This window comes from Gracilibacillus sp. YIM 98692 (genome assembly GCF_010993965.1).
Lineage (GTDB): Bacteria > Bacillota > Bacilli > Bacillales > Amphibacillaceae > Gracilibacillus.
The window spans coordinates 1-20,536 of the sequence record NZ_WIXM01000040.1 but is presented as its reverse complement, the minus strand read 5'-3'; the positions used below and the strand labels follow the sequence as shown (position 1 = coordinate 20,536).

Genomic DNA, 20,536 nt, shown 5'->3' with positions numbered 1-20,536 from the left:
CATCATTAACCTTTTACAGAACCGGATGCCAACCCTTTAATGAAGTATTTTTGTAAGAAAAGAAAAAGAATAACCATTGGCATCATAGCAATAATAGCTGCAGCCGCTACAAGGTTTAAATTGTTTGCATTCTCACCGAAAAAGCTAGATAAAGCAACTGTCATGGTTTGTACAGATTTATCTTGCAAGAAGAAAATTGCAAATTGATAATCATTCCATATAAATACACAAGCAATAATTAAAACAGAAGCTGTGACGGGCTTTAATAACGGAAAGACAATTCTAAAGAAAATTCCCATCGTACTAGCTCCATCGATTCTAGCTGCTTCTTCCAACGACTTTGGAATAGTCGAGCGAATAAAACCTGCATATAGAAATATCGTTAACGGCAAAAAGGCAGCGACATTGTTAAAAATGGCAATTTCATGTGTGTTCATCATGCCAATGTTAACTACTAATTGGTATAACGGAACTAATGCTGCTAGTGGAGGTATTACCATAATAGCCACAAAGAACATATACATAAACTTATTCAGTCTCGTTTGTCTTCTAGCTAATGGATAGGCTGCCATAGAACCAACAATGATCAATAATACCGCTGCAAAAAAGGTAATAATGGTTGTATTCCATAAAGCATTACCTAGATTTGCTTGCCCCCATGCTTCACTAAAATTCTCCCAACTCCACTCCTTCGGAAAAACCCATTTTGAACTGAAGTCACCCTTCGCTTTAAGGGATGTCGTAATTAAGACATAAAACGGAATGGTGTGAAACAGTGTAATGATAATCGCTACAATAGATAGAATGGTTTTCTTTTTTGTAGATGTGTAATTCATTATGCTTCGACCTCCTTACGTCGGAAGTAAACAAGGGCAGATAAACTTAAGATTAAGATGATTATCATCATTAACACACCTTGGGTTGCCGCATAGCCTGCATCTTGTCTAGCAAAATATAAATCATACATAAATGTTGACATAGATTGTGAGGAATTACCTGGTCCACCACCCGTTAAGGAAATGATGACATCAAATAATTTCAACCCGCCGATAATGTTAAGAACCATGTTAATCGTGATAGATGGCATTAATAGTGGAAGCGTAATATTTTTAAACTGCTGGAAAGAGCTAGCCCCATCGATTTCTGCCGCTTCATAAAAGTCTCTCGACACACTTTGCAAACCTGCTAAATAAATAATCATCGCAATTCCAACAAATTGGAATGTATTAACAAATACGATGATCCAAATATTCATATCCGGATTCCCTAATGCATTGATTTTGTCAAAACCTAACCACATTAAAACATCGTTTAGTGCACCGCCTTGATAAGCAAAGAAGAAATACCAAATATACCCCATAATTAACGGACTAATAATAACTGGTAAATAAACAACCGTCCTTGTTACCGCTTTAAATTTTATACTTTGATTTAATAAAAGTGCATACAAAAGACCGAGTGCATTTTGAAAGATGGTACTACCTACACCATATAACAAAGTATTGCGTACAACTAACCAGGTGTCAGGATCTGTCAGCATTCTTGTGTATTGTTGGAATCCAATGTAATCATAGGCTTGGGAAAAACCGTTCCAATTTGTAAAAGAGATGCGAATTCCATTTAAGAAAGGATAAACAATGAAAAAGGCAACAAACAGGAATGCTGGCAAATACATCCACCAAAGCGAAGAGTTCTTTTCTATTTTCGGTTTGCGAGATACTTTATGTTCCACTTGCTTAGCTGCTCGAACAACTTTTTCGCTCATTCTCATCAACTCCTATTTGTAATGAAGCTATCCTCAAATCCAGCTTAATGTACATACAACTGGAATGAAGAGACAGCTCCATTATCTAATTAATCTTGTTCTCGTAGTCTTGTGTATTCTTCCGCCATTTTTTCTGAAACATCTCCCGGTGTCATAGATTCAGATAATAATTCTTGACCTGTTGCTCCCATAACATCCCACATACCGCTTGGAAGATAAATGCGGTCAAAGTACGGCTCTACCATAACACCAGAAAACTCTTCATAATAATCAGAGTAATAAATATCTGCTGTCGCATTTGTTAGACCTGCCGGTAATGCTGTTCCTTCTGCTAGCTCTTTTACCATTTCATCTTGTGCTAAGAACTCAATAAAGGTTTTTGCCTCTTCTGGATGCTCTGTATCCTCCCATACAGCGAAAGTTAATCGTTCACCGCCAATCCAGCTTGGATCATCTCCTTCATGAATAGCTGGAACTGGGATAACCCCTAACTCTGTGTCAGGATTTAATTCTTTCACTGCACTTACAGGCACTGTACCCATGACAAAACCAATTTTGTCTTGTGCTAATAGTTGCGTCTGTTGGTGCATTTGTGCTGTTAAAGCATCTACATTTATTAATTCCTTCTCTTGCATTTCTTCTAATTTCTCAGGTAAGAAAGTATAGTTGGACCAATCAAATGATCCATCTAATAGTTCTTCACTATAATCATTTTCCTCGTCTGTTACGAGTAGTGGTGATGCAAATTGATCAAAATATTGCCCGAATTGACTTTTCTCAGATCCTGCTAACCAAAATGGGGTTACTTCCCCATTACTATCTTCTTTAATCGTTTCTAACGCTGCCATAAAGTCTTCAAACGTAGTAGGTGGCTTAATACCATATTCATCGAGCACATTTTTATTGTAAGTTAAACCATCTTTTGCTTGGTTTAAAGGATAAGCATATACTTTTCCTTCTTCATCTTTCAGGATATTATCAAGTGCTGGATCTAAATTTTCCACCCAATCCATATCACTTAAATCCATCGTATACTCACCATAGCGGTTCTTCGCCCAACCGTGTGTATCGAATAAATCTGGCATATCATCTGCTGCCATTTTGACACGAATCATACTTTCATACTCTCCAGCCGGAAAGTTATAATCGATATTGATGTTCGGATACTCTTCTTCAAATTTCTCTATTGCTGATTCAAGTGCTATTTGATCCCCTTCACTTGTAGCAGTAGAAAATAGTGATAATGTTACCTCATCTTCCGTATTTTCTTGGCCACTTGTATGATTATCATCTCCACTACCACATCCGATTAATAGAACAGTGATGAATGTCATAAAGACAAATGATTTTAAAAATTTTCTCATCTTTAAACCCCTTTTCTTGTGTATATATCATATCGCTTCATTGTTTTAAGCACTTTATTTCGTTATATATAGAAGTGTTCCGTCATTTGATAATAGTAGCTCTAAATATATTGGCAAAGTCTATTTAGCGCTGCTGTGCTTTATACTTTCCACCAAGGAAACAAGGTACATTCATTACTCTAAGCCTCACCTCCTAAAAGGAATAAATCCTTATGCATTTGCTCCACAACTCTCTCTAATCACAAAATCTGTTGGAATAGTGATTTGCAAAGGAATTTCGCGTCCTCCCAGTCTTTCCATTAAAAGTTTCACACCCGTTCTTCCCATAAACTCTGTGGGAACATGTACGGTGGTTAATGGACAACTGGCAAATTTAGCCATTTCCACATCGTCAAAGCTCACTATAGCAACATCACTTGGCACTTGAATGTTTTCTTCTTGTAAAGCTCTTAATGCACCAACTGCCATCGGGTCACTAGCGACAAAAAACGCTTCTGGTAAATTACCATTAGCAATCGCTTCTTTCATTAAACGATAGCCTTCTGTCATAGTAAATGCACCAATAAATACATGATCTTTTTTGTATTTGCCTAGTCCCGTCATTTTCTGCTTATAAAAGGTATATCTTTCATCATCAAAGGGTTTTTTATCGTTCCCTTTTGTATGCTCCGCTTGGTGTGCACCGATATAGCCTATTTCTTGATAACCTAGTTGCAGCAAATGATCCAAAGCTGTTTTGGTAGAATCTTGAAAATTAATCACTACTGAGTCGTATTTATTAGGATTTGGAGAATAATCGATATAAGTAAAATATTCAATTTTTTGCTGCAACAACTTCACTACTTCTGTATCAAGCTTACCTATGACAATTAATCCATCTAAATCTTCATTAACCTTGGACAATTGAAAGTTTTGGATTCGATATATTTCAGTTGTTTCGATGCCTAGATTTTGACATTCACTTTCTACTCCTTGCCTGATTGATAAAAAATAAGGATCACTTAACTCTTCCTCTAAGGATTGGCAAAGAAAAATACCAACTTTATAAGATTCATCCTGTTTATCTTGTTGTTTCTTTCGAACACGAATCGTTTGATAGTTAAATTTTTCAGCAGTCTCCATGATGCGTTTACGTGTATCCTCAGAAACTGAAAGCGTTTGATCGTTATTTAATACTCGGGATACCGTAGCTGGAGAAACCTTTGATTGTGTCGCAATATCTTTGATTGTCGCCATAGCCTCATTCCCCATCATTTTTAGTAAATAAATAATTATTTGTTACAATATTTACTAAATATTTATTTAATTAATTAGATATTAGCACAAAAAACAAACGCTTTCAATAGATTTAAGTAAAATATATCATTTATATCTATTATATTTAGTAAATTTCTTATAGTTTCACCACTAATAAAAGCTTGTGTCGCTCATACTTATCAGCGATATATTTAGTAAATAATCCATTAACCAAGTATCTATTTAAATGAAAATATTAAACTGACACTAAGGGCAAATACTCACATTCCCATAAAAGTCTTTGTATCTGCCTAAGCTTACAGTTTTGGAAAAGGCGAAACACACGAAACAAATTTTATAATTTCTTCCCTTTTAAAAAAAACGGGCTTAACCTGATAGGGATCTCTTACCAATTTAATGACTAATGAGTGCTAAATCCCCGCTGTGGAAAAACACTCGCTTTCCGGGGGACAGCACCTCAGCCTCCTCGCTCACCACACCCGTTCGCTGTGGGGCCTTTGGAAAGCGAAGTATATTTCTGAAGCGGTATCATAGCACTCAAGGGACATTTCAAAATTTTCCAAAGTCATGTCACAGTTTATGGATATTACGAACAAATTTTATACTTTCTGTTATGATAAAAAAGCTTACCCAACCGCTTTGGCGGCTGAATAAGCTTTTGTTTACTTATATTCTGGTAACCAATCACCATGTTCTTCGATTAAATCATCACATAACCCGATAATGTCATCGATAGATAGCTCTGCTGCAGTATGCGGGTCTAGCATCGCTGCTTGATAAATTTTATCTTTCTGTTTGGTAAGGGCTGCTTCTATCGTTAGAAGCTGTGTATTAATATTAGTACGATTTAATGCGGCTAGCTGTTCTGGTAAATTACCGACATAAGTTGGTGTAACTCCGTTTGCATCAACTAAGCATGGCACTTCTACTACTGCATTCTCCGGTAAATTGGAAATCAAACGACCTGTGTTCAGTACATTACCTCCAATTTTAAATGGTTTATTAGTTTCCATTGCTTCAATAATGTAAGATCCATATTCATGTGTACGCTCGTGCTGTAAGTTTTGGTCATTAACTAGGTCATCACGCATCTTTTTCCATTCTTCAATCTGATTAACACAACGACGCGGATATTCATCTAACGGAATATTATATTTTTCAATTAACTCCGGGTACTGACTTTTAATAAAATATGGATGATACTCGGCATTATGCTCTGATGATTCGGTAACATAATAGCCAAAACGTTCCATTAATTCAAAACGTACCATATCATCATGTTTTTCTTTTTGCTTCTCCCGAGCTCTTTTCTTGATTTCAGGATATAAGCCTTCTCCATTTCTAGTAATTTCCAACAGCCAAGCCATATGGTTAATTCCTGCAATCTTCCATTGAATATTATCTTTCGGCATATCAAGGGAATCTAATAATCCACTCGCACAAACTTGTACACTATGGCATAACCCTACCGTTTTAATCCCTTCTTTTAACATAATATTAGTTAAAACAGCCATTGGGTTCGTGTAATTAAGGAACCATGCATCTGGGCAAACTTCTTTCATATCGCGAGCAAATTCCTGCATCACTGGAATCGTACGCAAGTTACGGAAAATACCACCGATGCCTAATGTGTCTGCTATTGTTTGTCTAAGTCCATATTTTTTTGGTACTTCAAAGTCTGTAATGGTACATGGATCATAACCACCAACTTGGATGGCATTAATTACATATTTTGCACCACGCAATGCTTCTTTACGATCATGATAAGCTACTACTTTCACTGTAGCGTTTAAACTTTTCTTCAGGTTATTAAGCATCATCTCTGAATCCTTTAATCGCTCATGATCAATATCAAATAAAGCAAATTCAAAATCTTGTAATGCATCCACTGTCATACAATCACCTAGTAAATTTTTAGCAAAAACTGTACTACCAGCTCCCAAAAATGTAATTTTAGACATATCGTTCTCCTCCTATTATATTGCGGTATGTTGTAGTAGATATACTAATATCATACGTTGGGGAAAACGCTTTTACAATCGTAAATTCATTTGAAATAGGTAAAATATTGCTCTTTCAATCTAAGAACAAGCGGTCTACTGGCATAAAGGACGTTCCGTTTCTATATTGACTTGGTGAAATGTCTAATAAACTTTTAAACACTTTACTAAAGTAATTGCCATTGCTATAACCTACTGCTAGCGCTACTTCTTCAATCGTTAAGGCACGATGCTGTAATAGTTCCAGTGCATGATGCATACGTATTTTAGTTAAATATTGCATCGGTGTTTCCTTCATCGTTTTATGAAACAGTCTAGTGAAATGATACTTGGATAACCCAGAAACAGAGACTATATCTTCTAATCCCACATCTTTTTGGTAGTTTTCTTTTATAAAAGATAAAGTCTTTGCGATCGCTACTGGCACCTCGTCATCACTCTTTTGCACATGCTCTAAGTAATGCATACATTCCATTAAAAAGGTATAGGCATAATTAGATGCCTCATATCCGTTATGAATGCCTGTTGTCTCAATTTTTTCTAGTATTCGAAATATATGTTTAATAGGTTTGACATGAGATGGCATGGATAAAATATGGCCGTGTTTTTCTATTATTTTTTCATAAAAGTGTCTAGCCTCGTCTCCATATAATGTAAGAAAAATAAATTCCCAATGATGCGAATCCTCTGGTAAATAGTAGCAATGATCACTAGGAAGCCTGACAAAAAATGCTTCTCCTTTTGATAAAGTGTAAGTATGCGTTCCAATACGAATCGCTCCATTACCTCCTAATGTATATTGAAAAACAAACCTATCATTCTCACTACGCTTTAAACCATCCCATTTATAATTATAGTCTGTCCTATTTTCTTTGCCAATGACATGAATGCCTGCAATACGTTCTTGATGTTCTCCCCTGAATTTAAACCCATAGGTGTTATGACTCACATATCCCTTCATCATTTACCCTCCACAGCTTGGAAATTAGCACCTTTATTTTACCATTTTTAAAGGAGAAATCCTCTGATAATTGACTTCCAAGACTAAATCACTTAAGCTTGCTTTATGATATGAGATAATGGAGGAATTTTAAAGCATGCTACAAGCAACAAATGTTAGTTTACGTTTTGGAGATAAAAAGTTATTCGAAGATGTTAATATTAAATTTACAGCTGGAAATTGTTATGGCCTTATTGGTGCAAATGGTGCCGGTAAATCTACCTTTTTAAAAGTATTATCAGGAGAGATCGAACCACAAACTGGTAATGTATCTTTAGGTAAAGATGAGCGCTTGGCTGTTCTGAAACAGGATCACTTTGCTTATGAGGAATACCAAGTGTTGCAAACGGTCATTATGGGTCATACACGTTTATATGAAGTAATGAAGGAGAAAGATGCCATTTATGCAAAAGGTGAGTTTACAGAAGAAGATGGCATGCGTGCAGCAGAATTAGAAGGTGAATTTGCAGAAATGAACGGTTGGGAAGCAGAATCCGATGCTGCCATTCTACTCAAAGGCTTAGGTATTGATGAAGAATTGCATACAAAGCAAATGGCAGATCTACCTGGCTCACAAAAAGTAAAAGTTTTACTTGCTCAAGCATTATTTGGAAACCCAGATATTTTATTACTGGATGAGCCGACCAACCACTTAGATATTCAAGCCATTCAATGGTTGGAAGAGTTTTTAATTAACTTTGAAAATACAGTTATCGTGGTATCTCACGACCGTCACTTCTTAAATAAAGTGTGTACCCATATTGCTGATGTAGATTATGGAAAAATTGAAATTTATGTAGGAAACTATGACTTCTGGTATGAATCCAGTCAATTAGCCCTAAAAATGGCGAAAGAACAGAACAAGAAAAAAGAAGAGAAGATTAAAGAATTACAAAATTTTATTGCTCGATTTAGTGCCAATGCATCTAAATCCAAACAAGCAACTTCTCGTAAAAAGATGTTGGATAACATTACGTTAGACGATATTAAACCTTCTTCTCGCCGCTATCCTTATGTAGCATTCCAGCCTGGACGCGATATTGGTAATGACTTGCTCAGAGTGGAAGGAATTTCGAAGACGATCGATGGAGAAAAGGTGTTAGACAATGTTAGTTTTATCTTGAAGCCTTATGATAAAGTTGCATTTGTTGGCCGAGATGAAATAGCGAAAACAGCACTATTTGATATTCTTATGGGGGAAATGGAGCCTGACGAAGGCAGCTTCACATGGGGTGTGACCACCTCTCAATCCTATTTCCCAAAGGATAATTCAAAGTTTTTCGAAGGCAATGACATGAATTTGGTAGACTGGTTGCGTCAATATTCACCGGATGATCAGACGGAAACTTTCTTACGTGGATTCCTCGGACGTATGCTTTTCTCTGGGGAAGAAGCATTAAAGAAATCGAATGTTTTATCAGGTGGAGAAAAAGTTCGTTGTATGCTATCGAAAATGATGCTTAGCAATGCGAATGTGCTTGTATTTGATGAGCCGACCAACCACTTAGACTTAGAGTCCATCACATCATTAAATAATGGTTTAATCAAATTTAAGGGGTCTATTCTTTTCACATCACACGACCATGAATTTATTAACAGTATTGCCAATCGTTTAATTGAGATCACGCCAAGCGGCATCATAGATAAAGAAATCAGCTATGATGAATATGTATCCGATCAAGAGTTACAAAATAAAATTGAAGCAATGTATGAAGCATAATAGAAGCCGTCTTCTCTGATATGGAGAAGACGGCCTTTTTTCTTTGGTTCTAAATAATCTGTTGATCTAACAATAAAGCATAATCAGCTGCGGAAAGATGCGAGACTCCTGCGGGAAAAGCAACAGCTGAAGATTCCACAGGAAGTGGTTTTTGCTTCCGAGGAAGCTGAAGCGTTGCCCGCGGAAAGCGAGTATCTTTCCGCGGCGTCGTATAAGCACCCATCTACAAATCTTTTTATTCAAAGGTAGGTTCGCTCCAATGTTTAACATCATTATTTATTGTACTTTTGAAATTTGGGCGGAACTGATTAATTCTCTAATGGTATCATGTTCTCCTTTATGAAGTAAGTCGACAATTCTGCTTCCCACAACCACTCCATCACAGTTTTCCGTTAAGGTAACAACATGCTCTGGTGTGGATACGCCAAATCCAGCAAGTACTGGAGAATCGCATTGATCACACAGTGACGCTAAGTGCTCCCCTAGATTATCTTGGAAAGAAGCTCTTGCTCCCGTTGTACCCTTCACCGTTACAGCATATAAAAAACCTTCTGTACGATTCGCTAATTCTGTCAAACGCTCTTTGGTACTCGTTAAAGCCGCTAAACGAATAAGTGCAATGTTGTAATCCCTTAACGAAGGAACAACGATGTTCTCTTCTTCTAATGGTAGGTCTGGGATGATTAAGCCATCCACACCTGCTTCGTCACAACTTTTTGCAAAGTTTTCGACTCCATAGGAGTAAATAGGGTTAATATAAGTCATTAACACAATTGGAATGTTACGCTCTTCTTTTGATTTTTTTAAATGTTCTAGGACAGCATGTAAGGAGATCCCATTCTCTAATGCTCGAAGTCCCGCTTCCTGAATCGTGGGACCGTCTGCTACCGGATCTGAAAAGGCAATTCCTAATTCAACCACCGTAGCACCAGCATCTTCTAAAAGCTTGAGCTGCTCATCTAATTGATCAAGTCCTCCATCGCCTGCCATTATATAAGGTACAAAAGCTTTATCTCCTCGCTCTAACACTTGAGCAAATGCTTGATCGATTTTGGTCTTACCCATTTGCTTCACCCCCCAAAGCCTCTCTTACGGTTTCTACGTCTTTATCTCCGCGCCCAGAAAGGCAAATAACCATTGTCTCTTCCTCTGTCATTTCTTTTGCCAGTTTCATGGCATATGCTACAGCATGAGAGCTTTCTAATGCCGGAAGGATCCCTTCAGTCCGTGATAATTCCTGTAAACCTTCTAATGCTTCTTCATCTGTAATGTGTTTATATTTCACTCGATCGATCTCTTTTAAATAACTATGCTCAGGTCCTACACCGGGATAATCAAGCCCAGCAGAAATGGAATGAGCTTCTTCAATTTGGCCATGCTCATCTTGTAATAAATACGTCATAGTTCCATGTAAAATACCTTGTTTTCCATAGGTTAAAGTCGCCGCATGCTTGCCGGTGTCTACACCTGTTCCACCGGCTTCAACACCATATAGGGTTACTTCTTTATCGTTCACAAATGGGTGAAACATGCCCATCGAGTTACTGCCTCCACCGATACATGCTACAACAGCATCCGGTAAGCGACCTTCTTTTTTCTTGAATTGTTTTTTCGTTTCGGAACCAATCATACTCTGGAAGTCACGTACCATTTGCGGGAATGGATGTGGCCCTACGACAGAACCGATAATATAATGAGTATCCTCTACGTTACTAACCCAATAACGCAATGCTTCATTTACCGCATCTTTTAAAGTACCGCTCCCTTGATCGACACTCTCCACACGTGCTCCTAGCAATTCCATGCGGAAAACATTTAATTTCTGACGACGCACATCTTCTTTGCCCATAAAGATCACACATTCTAGTCCAAGCAAAGCACAAACGGTTGCCGTGGCGACACCGTGTTGACCAGCCCCAGTCTCCGCTACTACCTTTTTCTTTCCCATTCGTCTCGTTAAAAGGGCTTGGCCTAATGCATTATTAATTTTATGGGCACCTGTATGATTTAAATCTTCTCGTTTTAAATAAATTTTAGGTCCGCCTAATTTTTTGGATAATCGTTCTGCGTAATACAGCGGGGTTTCTCGACCAACGTATTCTTTCAAATAGTAATCAAATTCATCTAGAAAGTCAGGGTCCTTGATGGCTTCTTGATAGGCTTTATCCAGCTCTAAAACTGCTGGCATCAGTGTTTCTGGTACAAATCGCCCACCAAAGGCACCGAAGTGTCCTGTTTCATTTGGTGCATTATAAGTTCCCATTTTCATCACCTTTCTTTGCTGCTTGTATAAACGTCTTTATTTTGTTGACATCTTTTTTTCCTTCTGTTTCAACGCCACTTGATACATCTACGCCAATTGGACTTACTTCCTTAATGGCTTCTGCTATATTATCTGAATGCAGCCCCCCTGCTAGTATGATCTTCTTATCTAAGAAATCATGATCTTTTGTCATGGCCCAATCAAACGTTTCGCCATTTCCTCCACGATACTTACCTGCAGGGCTATCCAGTAAATAATAGGCACAGTCGTATAATACTATCTGTTCCAGGTCTGCTCTTGATGTTACTTGAAATGCTTTGATTACTGGCATCTCTATTTCTCGACAAAATGCTGGTGATTCATCACCATGCAGTTGCACATAGTCTAGCCCGACCTTATCTGAGATTTCTTGTATCGTTTTTAGCGATTCATTTACAAAAACGCCGACTTTTTTCACATGAGAAGGGACGGAATCGGCAAGCTCACTCGCTGCCTTGATTGTCAGTTGCCTTTTACTTCTAGCAAAAACGAAGCCTATAAAATCGGCGCCTGCTTCCACTGCTGTTTCTATCGCTTCTTTATTGGTTAATCCACAAATTTTGACTTGTACCATGATTTACTCTCCTAACGGGACACGTAACATGTCAAAAGTTTCCTTTAGGTCAACGGAACGCATCATTGTTTCTCCAACTAAAATACCTTTTGCACCTGCATTCTTTACTCTTTCAACATCCGCTTTTTGCTTCATCCCGCTTTCACTGATTAATAAAACTTCACTTGTATCCACCATTTTTGCTAAACGTTCGGTTACTGCTAAGTCTACTTCAAAGGTTTTTAAATTTCGGTTATTAATCCCAATAATTTTAGCCCCTATGGATTTGGCTATTTCCATTTCCTCTTCATTGTGCACTTCAAACAAAATCTCTAACCCTTTGTTCTCTGCATAAGCATACAACTCAGCGAGTCGCTCTGGAGATAGAGCTGCTGCAATTAATAAAATCACATTAGCGCCTGCATCTTTTGCTCGATCGATTTGTATTTCATCGATAATAAAATCTTTATTCAATACTGGGATATTAACTTCTGCTCGTACCGCTTGCATATCTGCCATGGTGCCTTTGAAAAAAGGTTCATCTGTTAATACAGAAATGGCTCCCGCTCCGCACGATTCATACAACCGTCCTTGTTCTGCAGGCTCCACTCCATCATTGATCAACCCCTTTGATGGGGATGCTCGCTTCATTTCGGCTATAATACTCATTTTTTCTGCCTTTATAAATGTTTCATACAAAGAAATATCTAATTTATCGGCTTGTAAATCACCAGGCTGATAGTTTTCTTTTAATTGTGCAACTTCTTTTTCCTTCTCTTTTAGAATTTTATCTAATATGGTCATGTTACACCTCTTGTTTCATTTGATTGCTATAGTCTACTAAACGGTTTAGTTTTTCTAATGCTGCACCAGAGTCAATGGACTGTTCAGCAAGCGATACACCTTCTTGTACCGTCTTAGCCTTTCCATTGGCGAAAATACCTAATCCTGCATTTAATAGGACAGTATCGCGATGAGGTCCCTGTTCCCCTTCTAGTACTCGACGAAGAATATTAGCATTTTCCTTGGCATCCCCGCCTTTTATCGCATCATTATCAACTTCTGGCAAACCTACTTCTTCTGGTGTTAATTTAAACTGCATTAATTCTCCATGCTCTAATAATACCAAATGGTTCTCTCCAGCTAAAGAGGCTTCGTCCATATAGCCAGCTCCATTTAGAACAATCGCTCTTTTCCTGCCAAGCTTATTAAGCGCATTAGCCATAATATTTAGAGAATCCCGACGATAAGTCCCTAAAATTTGTGTTGTTAAATCAACTGGATTTGTCAAAGGACCAATTAAATTAAAAATAGTTGGTACTCCTAGTTCTTTCCGTACTGTCATGACTCTTTTCATTGCAGGGTGGACATTTGGAGCAAATAAGAAAGCAATTCCGTTTTCTTTTAAGATGTCATGTGTTTGTTCTGCAGTTAAGTCGAGTGATACACCTAATTGTTCTAAAACATCTGCACTGCCTGTTTTACTTGAGATACTGCGATTTCCGTGCTTCGCCACTGTAATTCCTGCACCAGCAATAACAAATGCTGAAGTCGTACTAATGTTAAAGCTTTGCGACTGATCTCCTCCAGTACCACAATTGTCCATGACACCAGTCAATTCAGTCGGCAATGTAAATGATTTTTCACGAATTACTTTTACTAATCCTGCTATCTCATCTGATGTCTCTCCTTTTGCTCGTAATGCAGTTAAAAATGCACCAATAGCAATATCACTTGTATCTTCTTCAAACATTATTCTTGCCGCTTGTTCCATTTCTTCTATCGTTAAATTTTCTTTATTCAACACTTTATTTAAATAAGTTTTCATGACATTGTCTCCTTTCTAATAGCATTAAAGAAGTTTTGTAATAATTGCTTTCCTTTCGACGTCCCAATAGATTCTGGATGAAATTGCAGACCATAAACCGGTAAGTAAGTGTGTTTTACTGCCATCACTGTTTGATCATCCATTGCTGTTGCGGTTATCAGTAACGGATCAGGAATGGTTTCTTGATCAATAATTAAAGAGTGATAACGCATCACCTCAAGTGGTTGTTCCAAATAATTAAAAATCTCATCATTTTGGTGACGAATCATCGATGTTTTGCCATGCTTGATCTGGCCAGCATGTGTGATATTTGCCCCATATGCAGCACCGATCGCTTGATGTCCTAGGCAAATACCTAGTATAGGGAACTTACTAGCAAGCTGTTTGACGACATCAATACAAATACCTGCATCTTCTGGAGCCCCTGGACCAGGAGATAAAATAATGGCTTCTGGATTTTTATTTTCTATTTCCTGTAATGTAATTTTGTCATTACGCACCACTTCTACCGTTTTACCAAGTTCTGAAATATATTGAAATAAATTATAAGTAAACGAATCGTAATTATCGATAAGAAGTATCATTTTTTACTTACCTCCAATAATGATTTGGCTTTGTTTAATGTCTCTTGGTACTCCGATTCGGGATCAGAATCATATACAACGCCTGCTCCTGCCTGAACATATGCCTGCTCCCCTTTAATTACCATTGTTCGAATCGCTAAGGCGAGGTCTAAGTCACCGTTCATATTAATATAGCCAGCAGCTCCTGAGTAAACACCACGTTTTTTGTTTTCTAAATCATTAATAATTTGCATCGCTCTAATCTTCGGTGCTCCGGAAACCGTGCCAGCTGGTAATGTCGATACTAATGCATCCAACCCAGAGTAAGAGGATGTTAACTGCCCGTGCACCTCTGATACGATGTGCATCACATGCTGATATCTTTCAATCGCCATATATTTGGGAATGATAATGGATCCGACTTCACAGACTCTGCCAAGATCATTTCGTCCAAGGTCCACTAACATTTTGTGTTCTGCTAACTCTTTTTCATCGGCTAACAGTTCTGTTGCTAACTGTTGATCTTCTTCCTCTGTCTTTCCGCGAGGACGCGTTCCTGCAATTGGATTTGTTACAACGTGATTTCCTGTTGTCTTAATTAAACTTTCCGGTGAAGCACCAAGAACAATATAATCATCAAAGTCAATAAAATACATGTATGGCGATGGATTTGCGACACGTAATTTCCGGTAAAAAGTGAATGGATCTGCATCAAAAGTTGCTTTCATTCTTTGTGATAAAACAACTTGGAAGATATCACCGTCAACAATATGCTTTTTCGCTGTTTCTACCATCTCTACGAAAGATTCCTTGTCAATGGATGGAGCGAACTGCACATGTAACGCCTCATCTGTCATGGTCGCATCCGGTGTCCAAATTTGATCCTGCATAGTGTGTAAATCATTTTCTAATTGCTTTTCATCTCTCGTTCCATCAAGGTTAATGGTTAACATGGTAATGTTTTGTTTTCGATGATCAAATACGATGATGTCCTGATAAAACATCATGTGAACATCCGGCATGTCAATTTCATCATCAAGTAATTCACCAATATACTCATATTGACGAATGACATCATAACCGATATAACCTACGGCACCACCATAAAACACATATGGTAATGGTAATGATTCATTCGGAATATGTGCTTTCACCACTTCTAAAGGTAGCTGTTTCACGACTTCTTTTGTTTCGGAAACATGATCGATTACTGTTGTCTCTTCTTCTGACCCGATGATTTCTTTGTACGGGTTAACTCCAATAAAAGAAAATCGACCTTTATCACCATGGCTTACAGAACTCTCTAATAGAAATTTCTTCTTTCCTTTCAAACGATTAAAGACAGAAATCGGAGTTATCGTGTCACCATTTAACGTTGTACTTTTATAATCCACCATTTTTCATCGTCTCCTTTATTAGGGTTTCCTCTCGTTTTAGAATTTTTATTTATAAACTATGCCTGTAGGGCTTGTGTTCTTTTCTCACTAAAGCCTTGTACGCCTTTCAACTGATATAGGAAAAATTTGGTTGACACCAAGTCTTTTACAAAATGAGCGCTATGTCTCCGCTGTGGAAAAATACTCGCTTTCCGCGGGCGATGGTTCAGCCTCCTCGCTCGTCCCTCACTGCGGGGTCTTCACGCTGCCACTGTTCCCCCAGGAGTCTCGTATTTTCCCACAGCTCATATATACTAAAAAAGTCCCTATATATACCTAGTAGTATATATAGGGACGGTTTGAAAACCGCGGTGCCACCTCTATTTGAAGTACTGATTATTACAGCCTCCCGCTCTTCCATCCGATAACGCAGATGACGCGTTGCTCTATACTAATATTCCAGAGCACTCTCGAAGGTCCATTCCAAACGCTGTGTATACCGGATCTCAGCAACCCCGGCTCTCTTTTATACAGGAAGCATTTGTACTCATCCTTCTCACCGATTTATCGATCATATATTCTGATTTCATCTTTCTCCGTTCATTTTATACATATACAAAAAGGGTTTCCACATCCCAAAAAGGACGAGGAAACCCGTGGTACCACCTTAATTAACTGCATCCAAAGCAGCTCACTTTTTACGTCTAGCTATTTACGCTAATAAACGCATCCCATTTGCAACGAGTGGGGCTCTCGCCAAAGCCTACTAGTAAACCGTTCGGTTTGGAGCTCTGAAGTCCATTCGCTTATCACACACACTGGTTCACACCAACCACCAGCTCTCTTTAGTGCTTTGATCAAGCTACTATTCTTCGTCATTGCCAAGTAATTTGAATTGTTGATACTATCATAGTACGCACTTTCCTTTTTGTCAATGACCTATGTTGTTATTTTCAGAAAATTTACAAAAACCTTATATCAACACAGAGTACTATGTCAAACTAAAAATTATATTTCTGTTATATCTTCTTCTATTTTATCACCAAGGTGACGTCCAGGATCATCTGTAAATACTAAAATACGGTCTCCTTTTTCCAGTGATAAAGCTTGCTTTTCTTCACCACCTTCTGTTACTACATGGACACTATCCGCCTCCTGTAAGGTTGCTGAAATTTCTTTGTCTCCTACTTTTGTTACGATTCTTATTAATGGGCGCTTTTCCATTTTAACTCTTCCAACTGCAAGCTGACGAGTTTCACCTGTTATTGAGTAAATGGTTACTCGATCGCCTGGTTTAATCTCTGCTAAATATGCTGTTTTATCTTCGTCTTTCAGTAAATAATGATGGATCGCCCCGCAATTTATACGAAACGGACGCGCCGGATATGTATCAGTGATTCTATTCTCCGCCAAAACAAAGAAATATCCATGACCTGTATTACCTAAAAGGATTCCCTCTGTTGGAGCTAATCTATCCACAAAATCAAGGCAAATTCGGGACCCCTCTCCTATCAAATCTGCACTCACTACTTCTGCCTGCTGCCATTTTTCTTCCATATTTTTACCCCCGTTCAAAAAATTGTACTTTTTTACACAATTATAGCATAGCTAATCGATGGATAATCGTTTACAATATATTTGGATGAAATATGGGAGGGATAACAAGTGAGAAAATTTTTAATGATGTTATTTCTTCTATTAATTGTTGGCTTCAGTGTATTAGGTTATAGCAATGCGAACCATGCTGTAAATGATGATATAATTGAAATGAAGCAGGAGCAATAGAAGAAATGAATAAAATACGACTTGGTTTTCTCAATTAAGAGTGTATCCAATGTCAAGAGATTATTTCTCTAGCTGATCAACACTTTATTTATTACGTTTATAGTAATTCTTTCTTTCCTTATACTTTCAAAAAGGCAGCCTATTCTATCATGAATACGGCTGCCTTTTTTTGATTATTTGCGTTTTAAATCTACTAATTCATCTACTTTTACAGCTTGGCCTGTCCGTAATGACTTATTACCTGCAATACCAGTTAATATGGAAATCGCACCATCTATATGAGAAGCAGCACGGTTGAATTCATCTTCTTCCGGCACCCCAAATAAGTCATTTAATAATACAGGGTCACCACCGCCATGTCCTCCTTCTCCTTCTTCTACTTCTACTTCATATGGTTCACCGAACATAGGCAGTACTCTCAGCACTTTTTGATCCAGTTTTCCTTCGTCTCCTTTTTCCCCGCCAGAATTGATATAAGATTGTTCACGCACCTGTACTTCGATGCGTCCTTTACTTCCGTTAAAGGCGATTTGAAATCCTTCCCAAGGTAAATAAGCGTTTAATGAATAAGTTAAAATGGATTTATTTTTATACGTTACGACAACACCTAAAGTATCCTCTATACTAATTCCATCACCAAAAACACTCTGATCTCGTTGATAACCATCTTCTTTTTCTGCATCTAAGTACATTTGTTTTAGATGCTCATTTTTCTCTAAGTCTATTGCAAACGGATCATCTTTCGCATGCTCACTTCCATGTGCTCGCTGATAAAATTTCGTCTCACCACGACGTTCAGCATTTTCTTTCCCATAGAAACGCAGGCCGCCCGTTGCATAAACTGTATCCGGCTCTGAATTCAACCAGAAGTTTACCAAATCAAAATGGTGTGTAGATTTGTGAACTAGCAAACCACCACTATTTCGCTTATCACGATGCCAACGACGGAAATAATCTGCTCCATGCTGTGTATCTAGTGCCCATTCAAAATGTACAGAATTCACTTCCCCAATCACACCATCACGGATTAATTCGCGAATTTTTGTATTGTGTGGTGCATATCGATAATTAAAAGTTACACGAACATTTTGGCCGGTGCGTTCAATTGCATCAATAATTTCTTGCGTCTTCTCTTCATCAACGGTCATAGGCTTTTCTGTTACCACATCACAGCCCAATTCCATAGCTCGAATGATGTAACGGTGATGGGTTCGGTCAACTGAAGTTACAATCACAATGTCTGGCTTTTCTTCCTCGATCATTTCATCAAAGCGATCCGATGTATACGTGTTTATTTTAGACACAGAATACTTTTCTTCTAATAATTTGTTTGCATAATTTAAACGGGTTTGATTCGAATCACAAAATGCCACTAAGTTACAAGTCTCTTGAAAGTCACGAACAATCGCTCCATAAAAGAACTCTGCACGCCCACCAGTACCGACTAATACATATTTTTTCATTACGAAACACTCTCCCCTAAAATAAATGAAATCGCTATCAATAAATACAATAATAACAACGTTGTTAAAATTATAAGTGATCTTTAGAAAAATAGCAACTATTAATCTGTGATTTTTTTTGTTTTTATTTGAATTCTTGCTAAATCTGCAATTTTATATCTTAAATAAAAGAAAAACCTTCTCACCTCAAGGGAGAAGGTTTTTAGTTTAATCAAGTATCGTTACTTTTACTTCACGTACACCCCAGTTATACGCCTCTTGTTTTGTTGGGACATGTACGTCAATTTTATTTCCTTTAATGGCGCCACCAGTATCGGCAGCAATTGCTTCTCCATATCCTTCTACATGTACTCTAGTTCCTAGAGGGATAACACTTGGGTCAACGGCGATCACTTTTTTGTCGCGATCTTCCAGCAAGTTGACACCTGTTGCAGTAATACCAGAACATCCATCACAAGTAGCGGTATATGCTGTTGCCGTAACAGCCATGGTTTGTTTTGAAGATTCCGTACTTGTTGATACAGGCTCTGCTGATTGAGCAGTTGATTCGGCTTGCGTTTGTACTCGTTTGGTTTGTTGTGCTTCCACTACTCTTTCAGGCGGTATTTCTTGACCCTCAGGTAATATAATCTTTAACTCGTCTCCCGTGATAATAAGGTTAGACTCTAAACCATTCCAACCTTTTAAGTCATCAATGGTAACACCATGCTCTACAGCAATACCACTTAATGTATCACCCTTTTTAATCCGATATGTTATTTCTCTATCTATCTTTAAAACTTGTTCAGGAAAAATTAAGTCTGAATCTAGCCGGTTGATGTCTTTTAAACTCTTAACAGTAGTTTCATGGTCTTTTGCTATTTTCCATAAACTATCTCCTTTTATAACTTCATATTCTGCAGCGGATAGCGGGATAACAAATAGAAAACTAGATGCGACAAAAGCAAATGACAAGAATACATTTTTCATCATTGTTGCCTCCTTTCATGTTGACAAGCTGTATCATAACATAGCAAAGTAACACTTGTGGTTACAGCCAAATTAAAAGTTTGTAACATTGATTACATGTAACGAATCAGCTTGTCATATTTGTCATTATTGGGCAACAATGATGTTTTTTATACGTATTCTTGTAACATTTTTCACTTTTCTACTAAACTTTTATTTTTCTTACATGTTTACTACACAGTAGAACAAAACTGTGCAATAGTATGGTGTGAGTGTATAAACACCGCTACAGAAATATACTTCGCTTTCCGCGGGCACGGCTTCAACTTCCTCGGCAGAACCCCGCTGCCTCCGGGATTTTCAGCCCGTGCTGTTCCCGCAGGAGTCTTCGTATATTTCTTCCGCTAGTGAGTAGTAAGAACTATGATTTTTCTCACTTAAAACGAGCACTAATCCAAGCTGTGAAAAAATGCGAGACTCCTGGGGGAAGAGCAGGAAGCCACTGAAAAAGTCCTCCATTTTTTAGGAGGACTTTTTTGTGTTCTATTCTACTTAAAACATGAGCTGCCCCTATCGCTCCGGTAGAACACTCCGCGTCTAGTGGGGACGGCT

General features: G+C 37.9%; 17 protein-coding genes and 2 other annotated features. Of the genes, 1 reads left to right on the top strand and 16 read right to left on the bottom strand.

Annotation, left to right across the window (positions count from 1 at the left end):
* Positions 1 to 5 precede the first annotated feature (5 nt).
* The 6 genes from GHD00_RS19125 to GHD00_RS19100 form a co-directional block, all read right to left on the bottom strand.
* Positions 6 to 836: a carbohydrate ABC transporter permease gene (locus GHD00_RS19125; protein WP_163539812.1), complete on the bottom strand. Its 831-nt coding sequence runs from the start codon at positions 834 to 836 to the stop codon at positions 6 to 8.
* Entirely contained in the window at positions 836 to 1,765 is a 930-nt protein-coding gene (locus GHD00_RS19120) for a carbohydrate ABC transporter permease (RefSeq protein ID WP_163539811.1), read from the bottom strand. The genes GHD00_RS19125 and GHD00_RS19120 overlap by 1 nt, the downstream gene beginning before the upstream one ends.
* Before the next feature lie 89 nt (positions 1,766 to 1,854).
* A complete protein-coding gene (locus GHD00_RS19115; protein WP_163539810.1) occupies positions 1,855 to 3,129 on the bottom strand; it encodes an ABC transporter substrate-binding protein in 1,275 nt (424 codons plus the stop codon).
* 210 nt (positions 3,130 to 3,339) lie between these two features.
* Positions 3,340 to 4,365, bottom strand: a complete 1,026-nt coding sequence (locus GHD00_RS19110) for a LacI family DNA-binding transcriptional regulator (protein WP_163539809.1) — start codon at positions 4,363 to 4,365, stop codon at positions 3,340 to 3,342.
* Between the two features lie 683 nt (positions 4,366 to 5,048).
* Positions 5,049 to 6,347 carry an alpha-glucosidase/alpha-galactosidase gene (gene melA, locus GHD00_RS19105; RefSeq protein ID WP_163539808.1) on the bottom strand — a complete coding sequence of 433 codons (1,299 nt, stop codon included), beginning with the start codon at positions 6,345 to 6,347 and terminating at the stop codon, positions 5,049 to 5,051.
* A gap of 115 nt (positions 6,348 to 6,462) precedes the next feature.
* Positions 6,463 to 7,347 carry a helix-turn-helix transcriptional regulator gene (locus GHD00_RS19100; protein ID WP_163539807.1) on the bottom strand — a complete coding sequence of 295 codons (885 nt, stop codon included), beginning with the start codon at positions 7,345 to 7,347 and terminating at the stop codon, positions 6,463 to 6,465.
* A gap of 136 nt (positions 7,348 to 7,483) precedes the next feature.
* Between GHD00_RS19100 and GHD00_RS19095 the strand changes: the two genes are divergently transcribed.
* Entirely contained in the window at positions 7,484 to 9,106 is a 1,623-nt protein-coding gene (locus GHD00_RS19095) for an ABC-F family ATP-binding cassette domain-containing protein (protein ID WP_163539806.1), read from the top strand.
* 276 nt (positions 9,107 to 9,382) lie between these two features.
* Here the strand turns inward: GHD00_RS19095 and trpA are convergent, their stop codons facing one another.
* From trpA to GHD00_RS19045, 10 genes are all read right to left on the bottom strand, one after another.
* Positions 9,383 to 10,171 (bottom strand): tryptophan synthase subunit alpha, encoded by a 789-nt coding sequence (trpA, locus tag GHD00_RS19090; protein ID WP_163539805.1) that lies wholly within the window; start codon positions 10,169 to 10,171, stop codon positions 9,383 to 9,385.
* Positions 10,164 to 11,369, bottom strand: coding sequence for a tryptophan synthase subunit beta (gene trpB, locus GHD00_RS19085; RefSeq protein ID WP_163539804.1), 1,206 nt, complete (start codon positions 11,367 to 11,369; stop codon positions 10,164 to 10,166). Before trpB ends, trpA begins: the two co-directional genes overlap by 8 nt.
* A complete protein-coding gene (locus GHD00_RS19080; protein WP_163539803.1) occupies positions 11,356 to 11,982 on the bottom strand; it encodes a phosphoribosylanthranilate isomerase in 627 nt (208 codons plus the stop codon). The genes trpB and GHD00_RS19080 overlap by 14 nt, the downstream gene beginning before the upstream one ends.
* Before the next feature lie 3 nt (positions 11,983 to 11,985).
* A complete protein-coding gene (trpC, locus tag GHD00_RS19075; RefSeq protein WP_163539802.1) occupies positions 11,986 to 12,765 on the bottom strand; it encodes an indole-3-glycerol phosphate synthase TrpC in 780 nt (259 codons plus the stop codon).
* 1 nt (position 12,766) lies between these two features.
* Complete coding sequence (trpD, locus tag GHD00_RS19070; protein WP_163539801.1) at positions 12,767 to 13,789, bottom strand: anthranilate phosphoribosyltransferase; 1,023 nt, start codon at positions 13,787 to 13,789, stop codon at positions 12,767 to 12,769.
* Positions 13,786 to 14,373, bottom strand: a complete 588-nt coding sequence (locus GHD00_RS19065) for an anthranilate synthase component II (RefSeq protein WP_163539800.1) — start codon at positions 14,371 to 14,373, stop codon at positions 13,786 to 13,788. The genes trpD and GHD00_RS19065 overlap by 4 nt, the downstream gene beginning before the upstream one ends.
* The gene (gene trpE, locus GHD00_RS19060) at positions 14,370 to 15,749 is read right to left on the bottom strand and encodes an anthranilate synthase component I (RefSeq protein WP_163539799.1); all 1,380 of its coding nucleotides are present in this window, start codon (positions 15,747 to 15,749) and stop codon (positions 14,370 to 14,372) included. Before trpE ends, GHD00_RS19065 begins: the two co-directional genes overlap by 4 nt.
* A 326-nt stretch (positions 15,750 to 16,075) precedes the next feature.
* Positions 16,076 to 16,297, bottom strand: a binding site (T-box leader).
* 68 nt (positions 16,298 to 16,365) lie between these two features.
* Positions 16,366 to 16,616: a binding site (T-box leader), on the bottom strand.
* A gap of 120 nt (positions 16,617 to 16,736) precedes the next feature.
* The gene (locus tag GHD00_RS19055; RefSeq protein ID WP_163539798.1) at positions 16,737 to 17,285 is read right to left on the bottom strand and encodes a 3-dehydroquinate synthase II domain-containing protein; all 549 of its coding nucleotides are present in this window, start codon (positions 17,283 to 17,285) and stop codon (positions 16,737 to 16,739) included.
* Between the two features lie 401 nt (positions 17,286 to 17,686).
* Complete coding sequence (locus tag GHD00_RS19050; protein ID WP_163539797.1) at positions 17,687 to 18,976, bottom strand: Gfo/Idh/MocA family protein; 1,290 nt, start codon at positions 18,974 to 18,976, stop codon at positions 17,687 to 17,689.
* Positions 18,977 to 19,183: 207 nt separating this feature from the next.
* Positions 19,184 to 19,945 (bottom strand): LysM peptidoglycan-binding and 3D domain-containing protein, encoded by a 762-nt coding sequence (locus GHD00_RS19045; RefSeq protein WP_163539796.1) that lies wholly within the window; start codon positions 19,943 to 19,945, stop codon positions 19,184 to 19,186.
* Positions 19,946 to 20,536: the final 591 nt, after the last annotated feature.